General features: G+C 68.1%; 20 protein-coding genes. 15 read left to right on the top strand and 5 right to left on the bottom strand.

What is annotated here, in order from left to right; translation table 11 throughout:
• The first annotated feature begins 130 nt into the window (after positions 1-130).
• Positions 131-1,447 carry a cytochrome P450 gene (locus tag A5696_RS26015; RefSeq protein ID WP_067883968.1) on the top strand — a complete coding sequence of 439 codons (1,317 nt, stop codon included), beginning with the start codon at positions 131-133 and terminating at the stop codon, positions 1,445-1,447.
• Between the two features lies 1 nt (position 1,448).
• On the opposite strand, the gene A5696_RS26010 is transcribed toward A5696_RS26015, so the two are convergent.
• The 3 genes from A5696_RS26010 to msrA all read right to left on the bottom strand — a co-directional run bounded on the left by A5696_RS26010 (position 1,449) and on the right by msrA (position 5,059).
• Positions 1,449-2,669, bottom strand: a complete 1,221-nt coding sequence (locus A5696_RS26010) for a CdaR family transcriptional regulator (protein WP_067883965.1) — start codon at positions 2,667-2,669, stop codon at positions 1,449-1,451.
• A gap of 61 nt (positions 2,670-2,730) precedes the next feature.
• Complete coding sequence (gene mdlC, locus A5696_RS26005) at positions 2,731-4,344, bottom strand: benzoylformate decarboxylase (RefSeq protein WP_067883964.1); 1,614 nt, start codon at positions 4,342-4,344, stop codon at positions 2,731-2,733.
• A 199-nt stretch (positions 4,345-4,543) separates the two neighbouring features.
• A complete protein-coding gene (gene msrA, locus A5696_RS26000) occupies positions 4,544-5,059 on the bottom strand; it encodes a peptide-methionine (S)-S-oxide reductase MsrA (RefSeq protein WP_067883962.1) in 516 nt (171 codons plus the stop codon).
• 234 nt (positions 5,060-5,293) lie between these two features.
• Between msrA and A5696_RS25995 the strand changes: the two genes are divergently transcribed.
• From A5696_RS25995 to A5696_RS25985, 3 genes are all read left to right on the top strand, one after another.
• A complete protein-coding gene (locus A5696_RS25995) occupies positions 5,294-5,800 on the top strand; it encodes a nuclear transport factor 2 family protein (protein ID WP_067883961.1) in 507 nt (168 codons plus the stop codon).
• Positions 5,797-6,828, top strand: coding sequence for an NAD-dependent epimerase/dehydratase family protein (locus A5696_RS25990; protein WP_067883959.1), 1,032 nt, complete (start codon positions 5,797-5,799; stop codon positions 6,826-6,828). The genes A5696_RS25995 and A5696_RS25990 overlap by 4 nt, the downstream gene beginning before the upstream one ends.
• Positions 6,829-6,896: 68 nt before the next feature.
• Entirely contained in the window at positions 6,897-7,277 is a 381-nt protein-coding gene (locus A5696_RS25985; RefSeq protein WP_067883957.1) for a DUF427 domain-containing protein, read from the top strand.
• On the opposite strand, the gene A5696_RS25980 is transcribed toward A5696_RS25985, so the two are convergent.
• Positions 7,271-7,672 (bottom strand): nuclear transport factor 2 family protein, encoded by a 402-nt coding sequence (locus A5696_RS25980; protein WP_067883955.1) that lies wholly within the window; start codon positions 7,670-7,672, stop codon positions 7,271-7,273. The genes A5696_RS25985 and A5696_RS25980 overlap by 7 nt on opposite strands.
• Positions 7,673-7,731: 59 nt before the next feature.
• On the opposite strand from A5696_RS25980, the gene A5696_RS25975 reads away from it, so the two are divergent.
• Together A5696_RS25975 and A5696_RS25970 are read left to right on the top strand one after the other, a co-directional pair.
• Complete coding sequence (locus A5696_RS25975; protein ID WP_067883954.1) at positions 7,732-8,643, top strand: DNA-3-methyladenine glycosylase; 912 nt, start codon at positions 7,732-7,734, stop codon at positions 8,641-8,643.
• A 69-nt stretch (positions 8,644-8,712) separates the two neighbouring features.
• Positions 8,713-9,261, top strand: a complete 549-nt coding sequence (locus A5696_RS25970) for a Dps family protein (protein WP_067883952.1) — start codon at positions 8,713-8,715, stop codon at positions 9,259-9,261.
• On the opposite strand, the gene A5696_RS25965 is transcribed toward A5696_RS25970, so the two are convergent.
• The gene (locus A5696_RS25965) at positions 9,258-10,655 is read right to left on the bottom strand and encodes a chloride channel protein (RefSeq protein ID WP_067884250.1); all 1,398 of its coding nucleotides are present in this window, start codon (positions 10,653-10,655) and stop codon (positions 9,258-9,260) included. The two genes, A5696_RS25970 and A5696_RS25965, sit on opposite strands and share 4 nt — an antisense overlap.
• A 155-nt stretch (positions 10,656-10,810) precedes the next feature.
• Here A5696_RS25965 and A5696_RS25960 point away from each other — a divergent pair, with 155 nt between their 5' ends.
• The 9 genes from A5696_RS25960 (at position 10,811) to A5696_RS25920 (ending at position 20,456) form a co-directional block, all read left to right on the top strand.
• Complete coding sequence (locus A5696_RS25960) at positions 10,811-11,773, top strand: pirin family protein (RefSeq protein ID WP_067883951.1); 963 nt, start codon at positions 10,811-10,813, stop codon at positions 11,771-11,773.
• Positions 11,774-11,775: 2 nt separating this feature from the next.
• Positions 11,776-12,411 (top strand): TetR/AcrR family transcriptional regulator, encoded by a 636-nt coding sequence (locus A5696_RS25955; RefSeq protein WP_067883949.1) that lies wholly within the window; start codon positions 11,776-11,778, stop codon positions 12,409-12,411.
• 83 nt (positions 12,412-12,494) lie between these two features.
• The gene (locus A5696_RS25950) at positions 12,495-13,436 is read left to right on the top strand and encodes a class I SAM-dependent methyltransferase (protein ID WP_067883947.1); all 942 of its coding nucleotides are present in this window, start codon (positions 12,495-12,497) and stop codon (positions 13,434-13,436) included.
• A 17-nt stretch (positions 13,437-13,453) separates the two neighbouring features.
• Positions 13,454-14,395 (top strand): class I SAM-dependent methyltransferase, encoded by a 942-nt coding sequence (locus A5696_RS25945; RefSeq protein ID WP_067883945.1) that lies wholly within the window; start codon positions 13,454-13,456, stop codon positions 14,393-14,395.
• Positions 14,396-15,322, top strand: a complete 927-nt coding sequence (locus A5696_RS25940; protein ID WP_067883943.1) for a class I SAM-dependent methyltransferase — start codon at positions 14,396-14,398, stop codon at positions 15,320-15,322.
• A gap of 107 nt (positions 15,323-15,429) precedes the next feature.
• A complete protein-coding gene (locus A5696_RS25935; protein WP_067883941.1) occupies positions 15,430-16,995 on the top strand; it encodes an LCP family protein in 1,566 nt (521 codons plus the stop codon).
• 135 nt (positions 16,996-17,130) lie between these two features.
• Entirely contained in the window at positions 17,131-18,567 is a 1,437-nt protein-coding gene (locus A5696_RS25930) for an aldehyde dehydrogenase family protein (RefSeq protein ID WP_067883940.1), read from the top strand.
• Between the two features lie 55 nt (positions 18,568-18,622).
• Positions 18,623-19,483 (top strand): SDR family oxidoreductase, encoded by an 861-nt coding sequence (locus A5696_RS25925; protein WP_067883938.1) that lies wholly within the window; start codon positions 18,623-18,625, stop codon positions 19,481-19,483.
• Between the two features lie 4 nt (positions 19,484-19,487).
• Positions 19,488-20,456 (top strand): NADPH:quinone oxidoreductase family protein, encoded by a 969-nt coding sequence (locus tag A5696_RS25920; protein WP_067883937.1) that lies wholly within the window; start codon positions 19,488-19,490, stop codon positions 20,454-20,456.
• Positions 20,457-20,476: the final 20 nt, after the last annotated feature.

Below are 20,476 nucleotides of genomic sequence, written 5' to 3'. Positions count from 1 at the left end.
CACGGGCGGCGCCCCCTTCGGCGAATGCGGCACCTTGTCAGGTCTGGTACTTCAGAGTACCGTAGCGGAAAAGGTTGTGGTACATCGCGGTACCAACCCCGAACCGGGGAGAAATGGGGAACATCACCGCATGAGCGACGTCGTCACCGCCCCACCGGCCGTCCGGTTGCCGCCGACGCCCCGAATCCCGAAGTTGCTCTGCGGAATCGTCTTCGCGATCTCGCGGCGCGGCATGATGGAACGGCTGGCTCGCCGCCACGGCAACGTCTTCGCGCTCAACATCCCGATCTACGGTCGCGTGGTGATGGTCGGTGACCCGCAGCTGGCGAAGCAGATCTTCACCACCAGTCCCGAGGAGCTCGGCAACATCCAGCCCAACCTGAGCCGCCTGTTCGGGTCGGGTTCGGTCTTCGCGCTCGACCGCGACGAGCACCGGCAGCGCCGGCGGCTCCTGGCGCCGCCGTTTCACGGCAAGAGCATGAAGAACTACGAGGCGATCATCGAAGAGGAGACCCTGCGCGAAATCGCAAAGTGGCCGGAGGGCAAGCCTTTTGCGACGCTGCCGTCGACGATGCACATCACGCTCAACGCCATCCTGCGCGCCGTCTTCGGGGCCGACGGCGCCGAGCTGGACGAGCTGCGCCGTCTCATCCCGCCGTGGGTCACGCTCGGGTCGCGGATGGCGCCGATGCCCAAGCCCGAACGGACCTACGGCCGGTTCAGTCCGTGGGGCCGGCTGGCCGAGTGGCGCCGCCAGTACGACGTCGTCCTCGACAGGCTGATCGCCGCCGAGCGGGCGGACCCCAACTTCGCCGACCGAACCGATGTGCTCGCACTGATGTTGCGCAGCACCTACGACGACGGTTCGGCCATGTCCCGCAGCGACATCGGCGACGAGCTGCTGACCCTGCTGGCGGCCGGGCACGAAACCACGGCAGCGACTCTCGCCTGGGCCTTCGAGCGGGTGAGCCGCCACCCCGACGTGCTGGCAGCCTTGGTCGAGGAGGCCGATAACGGCGGTGACGAGCTCCGCCAGGCGGCGATCCTCGAGGTTCAGCGGGCCAGGACGGTTGTCGATTTCGTCGGCCGCAGCGTCTGTCCGCCGGCATTCCGGCTCGGGGAATGGGTCATCCCGCAGGGAGATTCGATCATCGTCAGCATCGTGCAGATCCACAACGACCCCGACGTCTATCCCGAACCGGAGCGCTTCGATCCGCAACGCTTCGTCGGTGGAAAGCCCTCGACGTTCGCGTGGATCCCCTTCGGCGGCGGCGCGCGGCGCTGCGTGGGCGCGGCGTTCGCCAACATGGAAATGGACGTGGTGCTTCGAACGGTCTTGCGCCACTTCACCATAGAGACCACGACAGCGCCGGGCGAGCCGTGGCACTGCCGTGGTGTCACCTACACGCCCAAGAACGGCGGGCGGATCGTGGTGCACCGGCGCTGAGTCAGCGCGCGCCGCGCGGCCCGGGGGCCGGCTTCGGGGCGCGACGGGCGGTCTCCAGCGCGATACACAGTTCCGCCGCGGCCCGGGGTTCGGCCAGCAGACGGCCCGTCCGATGCTCGAGTTTGCGCAGTCTCTGGCGAACCGTGTTGGGGTGCACGTAGAGCTGCTGGGCCGCGCGCTCGGTGGAACCCCCGTTGTCGATCCATGCTTCCAGCGTGTCGAGCAGCAGCTCTCGGTCGTGGTCGGGCAAGTCGTCGAGGGGGCCCAGGACGGTCGCCGAAATGTGGCCCATCACGTCGGGGTCGGTCACGGCCGTCACCGCCATCACGTCGCGGTCGAAGACGGTGACGGGTGCACGGTCGGGACGGCATCCCGTCATCGCGATGCGCGCGTATCGCAGCGCGCCGGCGGTTTCCGCGAGGTCGGTGATCAGCGGGCTCATGCCGATTCGGGTCGGCGGGTATCCGCTGAGTTCCTCGATCACGGGATCGAGCGTCGGCTGCGGACCGAGATGCAGGATGCCGATCTCGATGTCGGGTTGCAACCGCCACGTGGACGAGATGCCCCGTACCGAGAGGCGGTGCTCGATGTCGGGTAGCACGGAGCGTCCGATGCTGGCCAGTTCGGCGCACACCACGACGTAGGGCCCGCGCAGCGAAATCCTCAGTGCGTCGGCGGCATTCCAGAGGTCCAGGTTGTCGGGCAGCCGGCCGTCGATGAGCGCCTGCACCATCGCCGAGCGTTCCCGTTGGCGGCGGACAAGCTGGCGGCCCATTTCCTCCTGGTATCCGCTCACCATCGCGGTAGTGAACTCATCCAGCGCCATCCACATCGCCGTGGCGGCATGCACCAGGCCGCTGTCGCTGACCGTTGCGGACCGCACCGCTTCGACGCGCAGTTCGTCCCAGATGAAGCGTGCGCACTTGCGGTAGGAATCCATGACCGCGGGCAACGGCACGCCCGCGGCCGCGCGGTCGCGTCCCGTGGCGGCGGCCGCGGCCGTGTCGTATTCGCTTTCGGGTTCACCGAAAACCCCAAGGATGAACTCGAGATGGTCGCGCACCGTCGCGCGCAGCTGGTCGTCGGTCACCAATGCGACGGTTCGGTGAAAGTCGACGTCGCGGCGCATGATCCCGAGCATGGTGTCGGCCAGTTCGTCGGCGCGCGACAGCAGGGCCGCACCGAGTTCGGCGAGTTGTGCGTCCGCGGAATCGGCTGCCATAGCGGCAGCCTAATCCGAGTCAGGGGATCAGCACCGTTGAGCCGCGGCCCGCATCGTTGCTTCAGCCCAGGTGCGCCAGTTGGGGTTTGGTGGGCACCACGATGACCGTGGGACCGTCGGCGCCGAGCGCGCCGTTGAATTCCTTCACCAGTTGTTCGGTGTCGGCCACCGTGACGGCCCGGCACCCGAAGCCCGTCGCCAGCGATTCGATGTCGAGGCCGGGCAGATCCAGGCCCGGGACTCCCGGCGTCTTCTCGAGCAGCGCAAAGGATTTCAGGACCGCATACTCGCCGTTGCGCATCACGACGAACACGATCGGCAGCTTGTGCTGCGCGGCGGTCCAGATCGCCTGAATCGAGTACTGGAACGAGCCGTCGCCGATGGTCGCCACGACGGCGCGTCTGCGACCGGCCACCCGGTCGCCCAGCGCGACGCCGACCGCGCCCGGCACTCCCCAACCGATACCGCCGCTGCCGGTGGCGAAGAAGGCGTGCGAACGCACGGTGGGCAACCAGCGCGCCTGCTCGGCCATCGTCGACGTCGACTCGTTGACCAGCGCCGCCTCCGGCGGCTTCACGGTGTTCAGCGCGGAGTACACCTGCTCCGGGGTGAACGGGGCGGTGGCGGCTTCCACCGCGCCCGGGCTGCGGTCCAGAGCGGTGGGGGTGGGCCGGCCCGACCCGGCTTCGATCAGCGGGGTGAGCTGCTGCAGGGCCAGCAAGGTGTCGCTCAGCAGGCTGTCGCCCACCGGTGCGGCGCCAGCCAGCCACGGGTCCGCGGTGATGTGCAGCAAGTCGGTGCCCTCGGGCAGGTAGTCGCCGGCCACGTACGGGTAGTACCGGAAGACCTGAGCGCCGACGACGACGACCACGTCGTGGCCGCGCAGCACCGCGTTCACCTCGGCGATCGTCATCGGCAGCATGCCCTGATACAGCGGGTGGTCCTCGGGGAAAGACAGCCGGTCGGGCAGTGGACTGGCATACACCGGAGCGTGCACTCGCTCGGCGAACGCGACGGCGGCGTCCCACCCGCCGGCGCGGTCGACTTCGGGGCCGATGACCACCAGCGGCCGGTGTGCCCGGTTGATGCGCTCGGCGAAATCGCCGAGGCGTGCCGCGTCGGGCGCGCTACGGTGGCTGGCGGTGCGGACGACCGCGGGCCCGAGTGCCGGCTTGTCCCAATCATCAAGGGGGATCGACAGGTACACCGGCCCGGCAGGCGGCTGCACCGCGACCGTGTAGGCGCGCATGAACGCCGCCGGCACGTCCTCGGCGCGGGCCGGCTGGTACGCCCACTTCACCCATGGCAGCGGGAGCAGCGTTTCGCTGGTGTTGGTCAAATACGGCTCGCACAAGACCATTTCGCGAGTCTGCTGACCGGCGGTGACGATCATCGGGGTGTTGCTCTTGTACGCCGCGATGAGGCTGCCCATCGCGTTGCCGGTGCCGGCAGCGGTGTGCAGATTCACCAGTGACGGCTTGCCGGTCGCCTGCGCGAAGCCGTCCGCCATCGCCAGCACCGACGCCTCCTGGAGGCCGAGCACGTACGTGAAGTCGTCGGGAAAGTTCTTCAAGAACGTCTGCTCGGTCGAGCCCGGATTGCCGAAAACCGTCGTCAAGCCCAAGGTGCGCAGCAGATCGTACGTGACATCCCAGACGGTGTTTTTCGACGGCATGAGCCAAAGATCCCTTCGTGGTGGCTTACCCGAATGGATCGAGCGCCCGCGTGTGCGGGCGCTCGATCCCTATTGCGTTAGATTCTCGGGCTCGTGGGGGCGTGTTGTCGATGTTCTGACCGACAGCATCTCGACGCGACCACAGTGGTTGTCCACACTGTGGGAGCGGGACCACCCGCGGGAACGGTTTCGCCGTTGGCTATTGGCCGGCGGCGGCGCGGCGCGGCAACTTCCAACCGGGACGCACGAAGTGGCAGGTGTACCCGTTGGGGTAGCGCTGCAGGTAGTCCTGGTGCTCGGGTTCGGCTTCCCAGAAATCACCCGCGGGGCTGACCTCGGTCACCACCTTGCCGGGCCACAGCCCCGACGCCTCCACGTCGGCGATGGTGTCCAGCGCGATCCGCTTCTGCTCGTCGTCGAGGTAGAAGATGGCCGAGCGGTAGCTGGTGCCCCGGTCGTTGCCCTGCCGGTTTTTCGTTGTCGGATCGTGGATCTGGAAGAAGAACTCCAACATCGTGCGGTAGTCGGTGGCCGCGGGGTCGTAGACGATTTCGATGGCCTCGGCGTGCGTCCCGTGGTTGCGGTAGGTCGCGTTGGGGACGTCGCCGCCCGTGTACCCGACCCGCGTCGAGATCACGCCGGGCTGCCTGCGGATCAGGTCCTGCATGCCCCAGAAGCAGCCGCCCGCGAGAATCGCCTTGCCATACGCCGCCATGCTCGTCCTCCTTGCCGTCCGCTTACACCGCCCGATTATCCCGCATAATCGGCGCGGCTACCGGAGTCGCTGGTGAGAGCCGTCGCCCTCGCGCGCCGAGCGTGAAACGGCTGCAAAAATCGGCGAAAAACTCGCAGCAGTTTCGCGTTCTGCGGAAGGGCCGGGGACGCGGCCGCCCGGACCCCGGTGAGCCGACGCTCGACAAAGGTCAATAGAACGTGTTCTAGTTTCGGCATGACTACGCCGGCGTTCTCCCGCAGCGAGCTGGCTTCCGCGTTCGAGCAGTTCGAGGCGACGGTTGCCCGGGCCGCAGAAACGAGGGACTGGGACACCTGGGTCGAGCAGTACACACCCGACGTCGAGTACGTCGAGCACGCAGCGGGCACCATGCATGGCCGCGACGAGGTGCGCGATTGGATCCGGCAGACGATGACCACCTTCCCGGGCAGCCACATGGTCGCGTTCCCGACGTTGTGGTCGGTGATCGACGAGTCCACCGGGCGGGTGATCCTCGAACTGGACAACCCGATGCGTGACCCCGGCGACGGCAGCGTCATCAGCGCCACCAACATCACGATCATCACCTACGCCGGCGACGGCCAGTGGAGCCGCGAGGAAGACATCTACAACCCGCTGCGCTTCCTGCGCGCGGGAATGAAATGGTGCCGCAAGGCGCAGGCATTGGGCACCCTCGACGAGGACGCCGCGCGCTGGATGCAGCAATACGGAGGAGCCGAGTGAGCACGCATCCCAAGCTGGTGATCGGCGCGAACGGCTTTCTCGGTTCGCACGTCACCCGCCAGCTCGTCGGCGACGGGGCGGAGGTCCGCGCGATGGTGCGGCCGACCGCCAACACGCGGGCCATCGACGACCTCGAGCTCACCCGCTTTCGCGGCGACGTCTTCGACACCGCCACGTTGCGCGAGGCGATGGACGGCGTCGACGACGTCTACTACTGCGTCGTCGACACCCGCGCCTGGCTGCGCGACCCGGCGCCGCTGTTCCGCACCAACGTCGAAGGCCTGCGCAACGTCCTCGACGTCGCCGTCAAAGAACCCGGCCTGCGCAGGTTCGTCTTCACCAGCACCTACGCGACGGTGGGCCGGCGGCGCGGGCACGTGGCGACCGAGGAAGACAGGATCGGCTCGCGCCGGGTGTCCGCCTACGTCCAATCTCGGGTCCAGGCGGAAGATCTGGTGATGCGGTATGTGGCCGAGGCCGGGCTGCCGGCTGTCGCCATGTGCGTCTCGACCACCTACGGCGCCGGGGACTGGGGCCGCACCCCGCACGGCGCGTTCATCGCCGGCGCCGTGTTCGGCAAGCTGCCGTTCTTGATGGACGGCATCGAACTGGAAGTCGTGGGCGTCGACGATGCCGCCCGGGCCATGATCATCGCCGCCGAGCGCGGGCGCATCGGGGAGCGTTACCTGATCTCCGAGCGCATGATCGCGCTGAGCGACGTGGTGCGGATCGCCGCGGACGAGGCCGGTGTGCCGCCGCCGAGGCGGTCCATTCCGGTCCCGGTGCTCTATGCGCTCGGGGCGGTGGGCAGCCTCAGGGCGCGCATCACCGGCGAGGACGCCGAACTCAGCCTCGAGTCGGTGCGGATGATGCGCGCCGAGGCCCCCGTCGACCACGGCAAGGCGGTTCGCGAGCTGGGCTGGCAGCCGCGCCCGGTGGAGGAGTCCATCCGCGAGGCGGCCCGGTTCTGGGTCGCACTCAAGGACGCGCAGGGCGCGCGCAAAGGCGAGGCCGCCCAGGCCGATTAGGCCGCGGCTCGGGAAGCGTTGGGCCCGGGCCGTTGTTGCACGCTTTACCCGTGTCTGAGGAGGAACTCATGAGCCACCCGGAAATCAAGGAGCCCAGCGCCGGGCATCCGATCACCATCGAGCCGACGAAGGGCCGGGTTCAGGTCCGTGTCAACGGCGAGCTCGTAGCGGACACCACCGCTGCCCTGGAGTTGCGTGAGGCGACTTTGCCTGCGGTGCAATATATTCCGCTGGCAGACGTGGTGAGCGACCGGCTGACCCGCACCGACACCAGCACCCACTGCCCGTTCAAGGGGGACGCCAGCTACTACAGCCTGACCACGTCGGCCGGCGACACCGTCGACGATGTGATCTGGACGTACGAGCAGCCGTACCCGGCCGTGGCGGCGATCGCGGGGCACGTCGCCTTCTACCCCAACAAGGCGGAGATCAGCGTCTCGGCTCAGTAGGGCAGCCACCCCGGGAGCGCATCCTCGTGCGCTCTGGTGTCGCTGTATAGGCGCATCGAGACGATCAGGCCATCGCGGGTGTCGAAAATGCACACGAACGGGCTGTCGTATTCGGCGCCGTTGACGGTGGTGCCGCTGGCTTGCGCCTCCACGACCACCGTGTCGCCCTCGTTGACGCAACGCACCATGTCGATGGTGAGCTCGAGGTCCCGTTTGCGCCGCTCGATCGCTGCCCGGAAGGTCTCTTTGTCGCACGCCTTGCGCGTGGCGAGGGTCCAATAGGTGAAGTCGTCGCTGAGCAGCGCGAAGCCCTCATCGACGTCCCCGCCCTCGCTCGTACTCTGCAGGAACATCCAGGCCAGTTCGCCCTGCGGGTCATCGAACGGCGTTGCCACATCGCAATATTGTCTTGGACACGGTTGACGGTCAATCAGGGCGGTCTGGAGAGGACCTCGTGGAAAGCGCGCGCACGGTCACGTTCCCCGGGGCGGCCAGCTTCGGGCACACCCTGGCGCCCCTGCGCCGAGGGCCCCGGGACCCGTGCTTCCGGGTCACCGGCGACGGATCCATCTGGCGAACCAGCCTGCTGCCGACCGGTCCCGTCACGGCGCGGATCACCCGCGCGGCCGCCAACGCCGCCCACTGTGTGGCGTGGGGCGGCGGGGCGCAGGAGTTCGTCGAAATGTTGCCGGCGCTGCTGGGCGCCCACGACGACGCCTCGGACTTCGTGCCGCGCGACCCTACCGTCGCCGCCGCCCACCGGCGCGTCCCACACCTGCGGCTGGGCCGCACCGGACGGGTGCTGGAAGCCTTGATCCCGGCGATCATCGAGCAACGGGTCCCGGGCGCCGACGCGTTCCGGTCCTGGCGTCTGCTGGTCTCGAAGTACGGCACCCCGGCACCCGGCCCGGCCCCGGCCGGGATGCGGGTGCCGCCGTCGGCCGAGGTGTGGCGGCACATCCCGTCATGGGAATTCCATCGCGCCAACGTGGACCCGCGGCGAGCGCAGGCCGTGGTGAGCTGTGCGCGGCGGGCGCCGTCGCTGGAACGGCTCGTGTCGCGGCCGGGCGAACAGGCCCGCCAAGCGCTGACGTCCCTGCCGGGGGTCGGTGAGTGGACGGCCGCCGAAACCGCGCAGCGCGCATTCGGTGACGCCGACGCCGTGTCGGTGGGCGACTACCACATCCCGAAGATGATCGGCTGGACCCTGCTGGGCCGCCCGGTCGACGACGCGGTGATGCTCGAACTGCTCGAGCCGATGCGACCGCACCGTCACCGGGTGGTTCGGCTGCTCGAAGCCAGCGGACTGGCCTACGAGCCCCGGCGGGGCGCCCGGCTGCCGGTGCAGCACATCAGCGAGCTCTAGCCCGGGTTTCCGGCAACGGCCACCGGGTAACCCACCGAAAAGACCGTGTGCGAACCAGGGGAGGGACCGATGACGCAGTTCACCATTCCGGGTCTGACCGACAAACAGGCTGCGCGACTTACCGAATTGCTGCAAAAGCAACTCAGCACCTACAACGACCTTCACCTGACGCTCAAGCACATCCACTGGAACGTGGTGGGCCCCAACTTCATTGGCGTGCACGAGATGATCGACCCGCAGGTCGATGCGGTCCGCGGGTTCGCCGACGACGTCGCCGAGCGCATCGCGGCCCTGGGCGCATCGCCGCAGGGGACGCCGGGCGCCATCCTGGACGACCGCACGTGGGACGACTATTCGGTCGGCCGCGACTGCGTGCAGGCGCACCTGGCCGCGTTGGACCTCGTCTACACCGGCGTCATCGAAGACATCCGCAAATACATCGAGGAGACCGAGGAACTCGACAAGGTCACCCAGGACCTGCTGATCGATCAGGCCGGGCACCTGGAGAAGTTCCAGTGGTTCGTGCGGGCGCACCTGGAGAGCGCGGGCGGCAAGCTGACCCATGAGGGCTCGTCCACCGAACGGGACGCCGCGAGCAGCGCACGCAGCACCTCCTAACGCGCGCGCTCGGCGGCCGCGGCCCACCGGTTCAGCCGCTGTGCCTCGTAAATGGTGACGTTGGTGCGCGACATCACCAGCGCTGCGATCCCGACGGCCAGGATGGCTCCGGGCACCACCGAAAACGAGCCGGTCATCTCGGCGACCATGATCATGATCGCCAGCGGTGCGCGCGCGACGCTGCCGAAGCACGCCATCATCCCCACGACGACGAAGATGCCCGGTTCGTGCGGCACGCCGGGCAGGCCCGACAGCTCGCCCAGTCGCCAGACCGCGGCACCGACGAAGGCGCCGATGACGATCCCGGGGCCGAACAGGCCCCCGGAGCCGCCGGTGCCGATCGACAACGACGTGGCGACGATCTTGGCGATCGGCAGGATGACGACGATCCACATCGGGATCGCCATCAGCGAGCTGCGATCGGCGGCCAGCTGCGCCCAGCCGTAGCCGCTGCTGAGGATCTGGGGAATCACCAGGCCCAACAGGCCGACGAGGAGTCCGCCCAGCGCCGGCTTCAGCACCGGCCCGCCCGGCAGCCGATGGGCGAGCCGCACCGTGGTGTGGAAGGTGCGGGCATACAGGTAGCCGACGGCTGCCGCAGCAAGGCCGATCACCACGAACCACAGCAACGGCCAGGATTTCTCGAACCGGTACTCGGCGTCGATGTAGCCGAACAGCGGATCGAAGCCCAGGAACGCCCCGAGCACCGCGTAGGCCGTCCCCGAGGTGATGAAGCCGGGCAGCAGGAAGCGGTAGTCGAAATCGTCGCGGTAGGGGATCGAGGCTGCGAGGACCGCGCCGCCCAGCGGCGCGGCGAAGATCGCGCCGATGCCCGCGCCGATGCCGAGCGCCACCGCCGTCCGGCCGTCCTCGTCGGACAGGTGCAGCCGCCGGGTGAGCAGCGAGGAGAAGCCGGCGGAGATCTGCGCCGTCGGGCCTTCGCGGCCGGCCGAACCGCCCGAGCCGATGGTCAGCGCGCTGGCCACCATTTTCACCAGCACCGCCCGGAAGCGGATGGCGCGGGGATCACCGTGCACCGCCTGGATGGCTTCGTCGGTCCCGTGACCGGTGGCCTCCGGGGCCAGTTTCGCCACGATGAATGCCGACAGCAACGCGCCTCCCGTCGTCACCAGCGGGAGCGCCCACGGGCGCTGAAAGCCCGCCGACCCGTGGCTGCCGCCCTCACCGACCGGCGTCGGTAGGTGGTAGCCCGCCAGGTAGCCCAGCAGGAACTCGGCGGTGTACTTGAGGACGAAATAGAAGACGACGGCCCCCAGGCCGGCGATGAAACCGATCGTGACGCCCAGTAGCAACCACTTCTGCAGGTAGCCCGACTTGCGGATCGAGGCCCCGAATCGTCCGCCGGCGGCGGGTCCGGAGGCCACCGGCGCCACTTGGGACTCCGTGGGCCGGGGTTCGTCGTCCGTGTGTTCGCTCACGGCGCCGACCTGACCCCAAGCACCACGTCATCTTAGGCGGACCGAAACCCGCGGAATAATCGGACCAGAGTCCGGTTATAGCGGTCAGCACTTGTCGAAGGAGGGCAAACATGCCGGCTATCACCGCAAACACGCTCACGTTGCCGCGCGTCGGCGCTGCAGGTCCGGGCGACACCGAACGGCCGGTCCGATCGATCACCACCGGCCCGCGCGGCTACGAGGGTGAGGGCTTCCCGGTGGTCCGCGCGTTCGCCGGGGTCAGCACCGCCGCGCTGGATCCGTTTGTGCACATGGACCAGATGGGCGAGGTCGAGTACCAGCCCGGCGAGCCCCGGGGCACCGACTGGCATCCGCACCGCGGCTTCGAAACCGTCACTTACATGATCGACGGCAAATTCGCACACCAGGATTCCCACGGCGGCGGGGGATTGATCACCGACGGCGCGACGCAGTGGATGACGGCCGGATCGGGCATTCTGCACATCGAAACCCCGCCGGCCGAACTGGTGGAAAGCGGCGGCGTCTTCCACGGCATCCAGCTCTGGGTGAATCTGCCGAAGCGGGACAAATTCGCCCCGCCCCGGTATCAGGCGATCGAAGGCGACGACGCAGCACTGCTCGCGTCGGACGACGGCGGAGCGCTGCTCCGCATCATCGCGGGCGAGATCGACGGGCACCGCGGTCCGGGCATCACCCACACGCCGATCACGTTGGCGCACGCGACAATTGAAACTGGCGCCCGGCTCAACATCCCGTGGCGGCGCGACTTCAATGCGCTGGTATATGCGCTGTCCGGGAGCGGGTACGTCGGCCCCGTCGCCCACCCGATTCGCTCAGGGCAATTGGCTGTCCTCGGACCCGGTGATCGGATCACTGTGGGGGCCCACCGGGAGGGAATTGATGTGCTGCTGCTCGGCGGGCAACCGATTCGCGAACCGGTATTCCACTATGGGCCTTTCGTGATGAACACGCGCGCGGAATTGGTCGAGGCACTGCAGGACTACCAGGCCGGAAAGTTCGGCAGCGTTCCGCCAAATGCTTTAATGCCGCACCGTGGCGGTGGCACACTTTAGTAATGTCGCAAACGGCGGGTCGCAGGCCCGGGCGCCCGCCTGCCGCCAAGGCCGACGAGACGCGGCAACGGATCATCCAGGCCGCTCGTCTGGTGTTCAGCGAGCGCGGCTACGACGGCGCGACGTTCCAGGCCATCGCCGCCCGCGCCGACCTGACCAGGCCCGCGATCAACCACTACTTCTCCAGCAAGCGGGCGCTGTTTCGGGCGGTGCTGGACGAAACCAACGAATTCGTCATCGGCGCCGGTATCAAACAGGCGGAGCGCGAGACCACGCTGATGGGCAGGCTGACGGCGTTCATCTCCGCAGCGGTGCGCGCCAATTCCGAAAATCCCGCCGGATCCGCGTTCTTAATCAGCGCTGTGCTGGAATTCCAGCGGCACCCGGAATTGCACAGAACCGACAACGATTCCGTCCGGCTCAGTCGGGAATTCCTGATGCATGTCGTCAGCGATGCGATCGAGCGCGGTGAGGTCGTCCCCGGTATCGATCCGTCGGCCTTGGTCGAGACGCTGCTCGTGGTGATCTGCGGAGTGGGTCTCTATTCCGGTTACGTCCGCAGCTACCAGGAGATGTTGGCCGTCACCGGAATGCTGCGGCAGCTCTTGGAAGGCGCGCTCTGGCGTCCCACGCCCTGATCGGCCGGTCGCCGATCCGACCCCAGTGAAGTTGCGCACAAAGCGCATAGGCTAACTAACTTATTCGGTAGCATGGTCGGGTCATGACTGATGTAGATGCATCGTTACCACCTTCATTGCGGACCGCCGGCGACAGCTGGGCCATCACCGAGCTGGTCGGCGCCACGGCGTTGGGCGTCGCGGCGGCGCGCGCGGTCGAGACCGCCGGCGCCGATCCGCTGATCCACGACGAGTTCGCTCGCCTGTTGGTGTCGTCGGCCGGTCCGGCGTGGGAACGGCTGGCCGACCCCGAGCTCGCCTGGCTGGACGGCGACCCGGAGGGGAAACGCGCGCACCGGCTGGGGATCGACTACCAGGCGGTCCGGACCCACTACTTCGACGACTATTTCGCGAGCGCGGTCGCCGCCGGGATTCGCCAGGTCGTGGTCCTGGCCGCCGGGCTCGATTCGCGGGCCTACCGGTTGACGTGGCCGCCGGGCACCGCGGTGTACGAGATCGACCAGCCCAAGGTGCTGGAGTACAAGACCGGGATTCTGGAGCAGCATGGCGCGGTGCCAGCAGCGACCCGGCGCCCCGTCCCGATCGATCTGCGCGACGATTGGCCGGCGGCGCTGACCGACGCCGGATTCGACCGCGCCCGGCCGACGGCGTGGTTGGCCGAGGGTCTGCTGCCGTACCTGCCGAGCGACGCCCAGGACCGGCTTTTCGAAATGTTCACCGCGCTCAGCGCGCCCGGCAGCCAGGTTGCCGTCGAGGTGTTCGGGATGAACTCGCGCAGCAACTCCCAGCGCTGGCTGCGCATGCGCGAACGCCTCGGCCTGGACGTGAACGTCCAGGCGCTGACCTATCACGAGCCCGATCGCACGGACCCCGTTGCGTGGCTGGCCGACCACGGCTGGCGGGTGGCCGGCGTGGACAACCGCGACGAGATGGCCCGACTGGGCCGACCGGTTCCCGACGACCTGGCCGACGAGGCGGTCCGCAGCACCTTGCTGCGGGCGCGTCTCGGCGGACCGGCTGACTGATCCAAGGAGCAAACGCGATGAGCTCACTACGCACCCACGACGACACCTGGGACATCAAGACCAGCGTCGGCAGCACCGCGGTCATGGTCGCCGCGGCCCGCGCCGTCGAAACCGAACGGCCCGACGCGCTGATCCGCGACCCGTACGCCAAGCTCCTTGTCACCAGCTCGGGCGCCGGCGTCCTGTGGGAGGCCATGCTCGACCCCGAGATCGCTGCCAAGGTGGAGGCCCTCGACGAGGATTCCGCGGCCCACCTCCACCACATGCGCGGCTACCAGGCGGTGCGGACGCACTTCTTCGACACCTTCTTCAAAGACGCCGTCGCCGACGGAATCCGCCAGATCGTCATCCTGGCGTCGGGGCTCGATTCCCGCGCCTACCGCCTGGACTGGCCGGCCGGCACGACGGTTTACGAGATCGACCAGCCCCAGGTGCTGGCGTACAAGTCCACGACTCTTGCGCAGAACGGCGTGACGCCCTCGGCCGATCGGCGCGAGGTGGCGATCGACCTGCGTCAGGACTGGCCTGCCGCGCTGCGCGCCGCCGGCTTCGACCCCACCCAGCGCACCGCGTGGCTGGCCGAGGGGTTGCTGATGTACCTGCCCGCCGAGGCCCAGGACCGGTTGTTCACCCTGATCGGCGAGCTGAGCCCGCCCGGAAGCCGGGTCTCGGCCGAAACCGCACCCAACCACGCCGACGAGCGGCGACAGCAGATGCGGGAACGCTTCAAGAGGGTGGCCGACGAGATCGGCATCGAGCACACCGTCGACGTCGGCGAGTTGATGTACCGGGACGACCACCGCGCGGACGTCACCGACTGGCTCAACCAGCACGGCTGGCGCGCGACGGCGGAGCACTCGGTCGATGCGATGCGCCGGCTGGGCCGCTTCGTCGAGAACGTCCCGCTCGCCGACGACAAGGACGCGTTCTCCGACTTCGTCGTCGCGGAACGGTTGTAGATGCCGCGCACCGCGGACGATTCCTGGGACATCGCCACCAGCGTCGGGGCGACCGCGGTGATGGTCGCGCTAGCCCGGGCCGCCGAGACGGCCGGCTCGGAGCCGCTGATCTCCGATCGGTTCGCCGAGGTGCTGGTGTCCACTCCCGAACTCGAGGGGGTTCGGGAGCAGGTTGCCGCCTGGTGGACCCCGGAACCCGATGACGAGGCCGCCGATTTCACCGTCGACTCCCGGAACATGATCGATTACCAGGCCGTGCGGACCCACTTCTTCGACGCGTACTTCGCCGAGGCGGTCGCGGCCGGGATCCGGCAGGTGGTGATCCTCGCGGCCGGCCTGGACTCGCGCGCCTACCGGCTGGACTGGCCCGACGGCACCGTCGTCTACGAGATCGACCTACCCAAGGTGCTCGAGTACAAGGCCGACACCCTGGCCGCCCACGGGGCGGCCCCTGTCGTCGACCGTCGCCCGGTGCCGGTGGACCTCCGCCACGATTGGCCCGGGGCGCTGCGCGACGCCGGCTTCGACGAGACCCGTCCGACGGCCTGGCTGGCCGAGGGGTTGCTGCCGTTCCTGCCGGCGGGTGCCCAGGAGGCCATGTTCGCGTCGATCGACGCCCTGAGCGGATCGGGCAGCCGGGTGGCGGTGGAAATCTTCGGCGTCGACCGGGAGAAGCGTCGCGAGGCGGAGCAGAGGTGGCAGGAGTTGCGGGCCAAGCGCGAAGCGCGCGGGCAGGACACCTCGTTCAACCCGTTCGACCTCTGGTTCGACGACGAGGGCCGGCCCGAGCCCGCCGACTGGTTCGGCGCCCACGGCTGGACGACGCGCGCGGTGAGCGCCCGCGAGGAGGGGCTGCGGCTGGGAAGGGCGCCACGGTCGGAGGACAGGCCGTTCACCAACAGCTTTGTGACGGCCACCAAACCCTGATAAGGCCGGCGCTCGCCTCGGCACCGTTGCTTACCGCAATCGCCCTACGGCTCGCGGCTGCTGTTACCGCGAAATCCCCGGGTGGTCAGTCACAATGGTGACTCGTTATGAGCAGCAACGAATCTGGTTCGTCGCGCCGCGTGGTGGTGTTGAAAGGGCGGCTGATCGCCAGCCTCGCTTCGGCTTTCGTGATGGCCGTGACCGGTGTCGGCTGGACGGGTTACCACACGACATTGGGCAGGATCATCATTTCCCACGCCCTTCCGGATGCGGCGACGCCGCCCGGTGTGGATCAGAACATTCTGCTGATGGGTCTGGACAGTCGCCTGGATCAAAACGGGCGGCCGCTTCCGCAGGAGATGTATGACGCGCTGCATGCCGGTGACGAAACCGCGGGCGGCTACAACGCGAATGTGTTGATCATCGTGCACATTTCGGGCGGTGATGGGCCAGTCACCGCGGTATCGATTCCTCGCGACGACTATGTGGATCTGCCGGGCTGCCCAGGATCGGTCTGCAAGGGCAAGGTCAAGCAAGCATACGGGCTGGCGTATCAGCAGTCTTTGGACTCGCAGGCCGCCGGCCATTCGGACGGTCCGGGCGCGACCGACCTCGCGGCTCGCGAGCAGTCCGCCCGCGAGTCCGGCCGCAAGGCCGAAATCGCTACCGTGACCGATCTATTGGGGATCTCGCTCGACCATTTCGTCGAGGTCACCCTGGGGGCATTCTTCCAGATTGCCAAGGTCGTCGAGCCGATCACAGTGTGCCTCAGTGGGGATACGGTGGACGGCTATTCGGGTGCCGACTTCCACCAAGGGGTTCAGCGGATCGATGCGGCGCAGGCGATGGCCTTCGTTCGGCAGCGGCGCGATGAAAACGACGGCTCTTTCACGGACTTCGACCGGACGCGTCGACAGCAGGCGTTCCTCGTGTCGTTGGTGAAAGCCGCCCGGGACGGCGGTGCCCTGTCAAGCCCGAGCGCCCTGCGAAAACTGCTTGAGGTGGCCCGCGACAACGTCGCCGTCGACGCCGGGTTGGATCTCGTCGATTTTGCGGCGCGGGCCTCGCGACTGAGCGGGAGGCCGATGTCGTTCTACACCCTGCCGATCTCCGGTTTCGGCAGGGACCCGAATGGGTCCGACGTCAACCTGGTCGACGTTGCCGCCATCCGGCGGATCGTTGACGGCCGATTCTTCTCGGACACTCCGGGCGCCGCGGAACCCGCGCCATCGACCACGCCACCATCGCCCGCGTTGTCGCAACCCCTGGTGCTCGACGTCGTGAACGGCACGTCGCGCGACGGACTGGCCGCCGCGATCGAGGATGCGTTGAGCGTCCGTGGCTTTACCCGGGGGAGCGCGACCACTGCCACGACCCCGGTGGTTGACAGCGTCGTCGAGTACGGGTCGGGAGCCGACGAGGGCGGACGCATGCTGGCGGAGGAACTGCGCGTACCCGCAACCGCGGCGGACACCGTGCCGGCGGGAACCGTTCGGTTGACGGTGGGCACGGGCTTTCCGGCAAATGACTACCTCGCCCATCCCGGTGCTACGGTCGACGGCTCGTCATCCGGGCAGGTGACGGCGGTTGCCGCCACTGGCACCGGCGCTCACGCCCCGGCGCCGACCGACCTCAGCCAGATGTCCGCGACGAGCATCCCCTGCGTCAAGTAGCTGTCGTCGGGCCCGGGGGTTTGGCCGGGGCGGATCCTTCCTATTGCTCCCCCAACCGGATGGTTAGGATCGCGGTTAACACCGATGAGCGGTCGCCCGCATTGCAGCGGGCAATTCTGCTCGGGAAGGACAACGATGACCACCGAATCGGTTGCACCGAAGACCGCGGAATCCAAGGAATCCACGAACGGCGCGGCAGCCCAGCCGGTCGACATCCCCGCCACGGTGGCCCGGCTTCGCAAGACGTTCGCCTCCGGCCGCACCCGCGATATCGAATGGCGCAGGCGCCAGTTGCTTCAGCTGGCGAAGCTGATGGAGGAGAACGAGGCCGCGATCACGGCAGCGCTCGCCGAAGACCTGGACCGCAAGCCCTTCGAGGCGTACATCGCCGACATCGCAACCACGGCCGGTGAGGCGAAATACGCGGCCAAGCACGTGCGCAGGTGGACGCGCCGGCGCTATCAATTGCTGGAGATGGCGCAGCTGCCCGGCCGCGGCTGGGTGGAATACGAGCCGTATGGCACCGTGCTGATCATCGGCGCGTGGAATTACCCGTTCTACCTGACGCTGGGTCCGGCGGCCGGCGCGATCGCCGCCGGAAACGCCGTCATCCTCAAGCCCTCGGAGATCGCCGCGGCCTCCGCACACTTGATGGCCGAGCTGGTGCCGCGCTACCTCGACAACGACGCGATCGCCGTGGTCGAGGGCGACGGCTCGGTCAGCCAGGAGCTCATCGCCCAGGGCCTGGACCGCCTGCTGTTCACCGGCGGCACCGAGATCGGCCGCAAGGTCTACCAGGGCGCGGCGCCGCACCTGACCCCGTGCACGCTGGAGCTCGGCGGCAAGAGCCCGGTGATCGTGGCCGCCGACGCCGATGTCGATGTCGCGGCCAAGCGGATCGCCTGGATCAAAGTGCTCAACGCCGGACAGACGTGCGTCGCGCCCGACTATGTGCTGGCCGACGCAAAGATCCGCGACGAGCTGGTCGGCAAGATCGCCGACGCCATTTCCAAGTACGAAGCCGACCACCCGGACGGGATGCGGATCGTCAATCAACGCCAGTTCGACCGGCTGACCGGTTACCTGGCTGAGACGAAGGGTGAGGTCGCGGTCGGCGGCGGCTTCGGCGCCTCGGATCTGCGCATCCACCCGACCGTCGTCGTCGATCCGGCTCCGGACGAGCCGCTGATGACAGAGGAGATCTTCGGCCCGATCCTGCCGGTGATCACCGTTCAATCCCTGGACGACGCAATACGTTTCATCAACTCGCGGCCCAAGCCGCTGTCCGCCTACCTGTTCACCAAGTCGCGCGACGTCCGCGAGCGGGTGATCAAGGAGGTGCCCGCCGGCGGCATGCTGGTCAATCACCTCGCGTTCCAGGTGTCGACGGCCAAGCTGCCGTTCGGCGGCGTCGGCGCCTCGGGCATGGGCGCCTACCACGGCAAGTACGGCTTCGAGGAGTTCAGCCACCGCAAGTCGGTGCTGACCAAGCCGACCCGGCCGGACCTGTCCAGCTTGATCTACCCGCCCTACACCGAGCGGGCCTTCAAGATGGCCCGCAAGCTCTTCTAGCACCAAATCGAATTCCCTTATGCGCCAATTCCTTTAAACAGGAGAGAGGAACCTGATGCCCGGAGTGCAGGATCGCGTCATCGTCGTCACCGGAGCGGGTGGGGGATTGGGCCGTGAATACGCCCTCACGCTCGCCCGCGAGGGCGCGAGCGTCGTCGTCAACGACCTCGGCGGAGCCCGTGACGGCACGGGTGCCGGCCACAACATGGCCGACGAGGTGGTCAAGGAGATCAAGGACGCGGGCGGTCGGGCGGCCGCCAACTACGACAGCGTCGCCGACCCCGAGGGCGCCGAGAACATGATCAAGACCGCACTCGACGAATTCGGCGCCGTGCACGGTGTGGTGAGTAACGCCGGCATCCTGCGCGACGGCACCTTCCACAAGATGACCTCCGAGAACTGGGACGCGGTGCTCAAGGTGCACCTTTACGGCGGCTACAACGTGATCCGCGCCGCCTGGCCGCATTTCCGCGAGCAGAGCTACGGCCGTGTGGTCGTCGCCACCTCCACGAGCGGTCTGTTCGGCAACTTCGGGCAGACGAACTACGGGGCGGCCAAGCTCGGTCTGGTCGGCCTGATCAACACGCTGGCGCTGGAAGGCGCCAAGTACAACATCAAGGCCAACGCGATCGCCCCGATCGCGGCCACCAGGATGACCGAGGACATCCTTCCGAAGGAGGTGCTCGAGAAGCTCACCCCCGAGTACGTCGCACCGGTGGTGGCCTACCTGTGCACCGAGGAATGTTCCGACAGCGCTTCGGTATTCGTTGTCGGCGGCGGCAAGGTGCAGCGGGTCGCGCTGTTCGAGAACCAGGGCGTCAACTTCGACAAGCCGCCGTCGGTGGACGACGTCGCCTCGCACTGGACGGAGATCACCGACCTGTCCTCGGCGCAGAAGGCCGGCTTCAAGCTGTAAGGCGATGAAAGCCTGTGTGGTGCAAGAGCTGTCCGGCCCGGACGGCATGGTCTTCACCGATATCGAGGATGTCGCCGAGGACGGCAACCATGTCGTCATCGACGTCCGGGCCGCCGGGGTATGTTTTCCCGACCTGCTGCTGGCCAAGGGCGAGTACCAGCTGAAGTTGCCCCCGCCGTTCGTCCCCGGCATGGAGGCCGCCGGGGTGGTGCGTTCGGCGCCGGAGGGGTCGGGTTTCCGGGTGGGCGAGCGGGTTTCGGCATTCGGGATCCTGGGCGCCTACGCCGAGCAGGTGGCCGTTCCGGTGCCCAACGTGATGCGCAGCCCCGCGGAACTCGATGACGCCGAAGCGGTGTCCCTGCTGGTCAACTACAACACCATGTATTTCGCGCTGGCCCGCCGCGCCGCGATGCGGCCGGGTGACACGGTCCTGGTGCTGGGCGCCGCCGGCGGCGTGGGCACCGCGGCGATCCAGGTCGCCCAGGCGATGGGCGCAAAGCAGGTGCTGGCCGTCGTGCACCGCGAGGCGGCGACCGACTATGTCGCTTCGCTGGGCGCCGACCTGGTGGTGCCGTTGGTCGACGGCTGGGCCGACCGGGTGCGTGACTACACCCACGGCCGCGGGGTGGACATCGTCGTCGACCCCATCGGCGGGCCGGCCTTCGACGACGCGGTGCGCGTCCTTGCGATCGACGGCAAGCTGCTGGTGATCGGCTTCGCCGCCGGCGGCATCCCCACCGTCAAGGTCAACCGGCTGCTGCTGCGCAACGTCAGCGTGGTGGGCGTCGCGTGGGGCGAGTACCTGAACAAGGTCCCGGGTTCGGCCGCGCTGTTCTCCTGGGGGCTGAGCCAGTTGGTTTTCCTCGGGCTGAAACCGCCTCCGCCGCAGCGCTATCCGCTGTCGGAGGGTGCGGTCGCGTTGCAGAGCCTGGCCGACGGCGGCGTGCTCGGCAAGGTCGTGCTGGAGCCGTAATTGAGCGCGGACCGGTTTCG

Source organism: Mycobacterium sp. E2699, assembly GCF_001666745.1.
Taxonomy (GTDB): Bacteria; Actinomycetota; Actinomycetes; order Mycobacteriales; family Mycobacteriaceae; genus Mycobacterium.
Note: the sequence above shows the minus strand (reverse complement) of the source record. Positions and strands in the feature narration are given on the sequence as shown.

What these genes read in the sequence shown, in the direction of transcription:
- A5696_RS25945 (WP_067883945.1), top strand. Translation starts at nt 13,454, where the DNA reads ATGAGCTCACTACGCACCCACGACGACACCTGGGACATCAAGACCAGC.
- mdlC (WP_067883964.1), bottom strand. Translation starts at nt 4,344, where the DNA reads ATGCCGTCGAAAAACACCGTCTGGGATGTCACGTACGATCTGCTGCGC.
- A5696_RS25950 (WP_067883947.1), top strand. Translation starts at nt 12,495, where the DNA reads ATGACTGATGTAGATGCATCGTTACCACCTTCATTGCGGACCGCCGGC.
- A5696_RS26015 (WP_067883968.1), top strand. Translation starts at nt 131, where the DNA reads ATGAGCGACGTCGTCACCGCCCCACCGGCCGTCCGGTTGCCGCCGACG.
- msrA (WP_067883962.1), bottom strand. Translation starts at nt 5,059, where the DNA reads ATGGCGGCGTATGGCAAGGCGATTCTCGCGGGCGGCTGCTTCTGGGGC.
- A5696_RS25930 (WP_067883940.1), top strand. Translation starts at nt 17,131, where the DNA reads ATGACCACCGAATCGGTTGCACCGAAGACCGCGGAATCCAAGGAATCC.
- A5696_RS26010 (WP_067883965.1), bottom strand. Translation starts at nt 2,669, where the DNA reads ATGGCAGCCGATTCCGCGGACGCACAACTCGCCGAACTCGGTGCGGCC.
- A5696_RS25995 (WP_067883961.1), top strand. Translation starts at nt 5,294, where the DNA reads ATGACTACGCCGGCGTTCTCCCGCAGCGAGCTGGCTTCCGCGTTCGAG.
- A5696_RS25970 (WP_067883952.1), top strand. Translation starts at nt 8,713, where the DNA reads ATGACGCAGTTCACCATTCCGGGTCTGACCGACAAACAGGCTGCGCGA.
- A5696_RS25960 (WP_067883951.1), top strand. Translation starts at nt 10,811, where the DNA reads ATGCCGGCTATCACCGCAAACACGCTCACGTTGCCGCGCGTCGGCGCT.
- A5696_RS25940 (WP_067883943.1), top strand. Translation starts at nt 14,396, where the DNA reads ATGCCGCGCACCGCGGACGATTCCTGGGACATCGCCACCAGCGTCGGG.
- A5696_RS25925 (WP_067883938.1), top strand. Translation starts at nt 18,623, where the DNA reads ATGCCCGGAGTGCAGGATCGCGTCATCGTCGTCACCGGAGCGGGTGGG.
- A5696_RS25955 (WP_067883949.1), top strand. Translation starts at nt 11,776, where the DNA reads ATGTCGCAAACGGCGGGTCGCAGGCCCGGGCGCCCGCCTGCCGCCAAG.
- A5696_RS25920 (WP_067883937.1), top strand. Translation starts at nt 19,488, where the DNA reads ATGAAAGCCTGTGTGGTGCAAGAGCTGTCCGGCCCGGACGGCATGGTC.
- A5696_RS25985 (WP_067883957.1), top strand. Translation starts at nt 6,897, where the DNA reads ATGAGCCACCCGGAAATCAAGGAGCCCAGCGCCGGGCATCCGATCACC.
- A5696_RS25935 (WP_067883941.1), top strand. Translation starts at nt 15,430, where the DNA reads ATGAGCAGCAACGAATCTGGTTCGTCGCGCCGCGTGGTGGTGTTGAAA.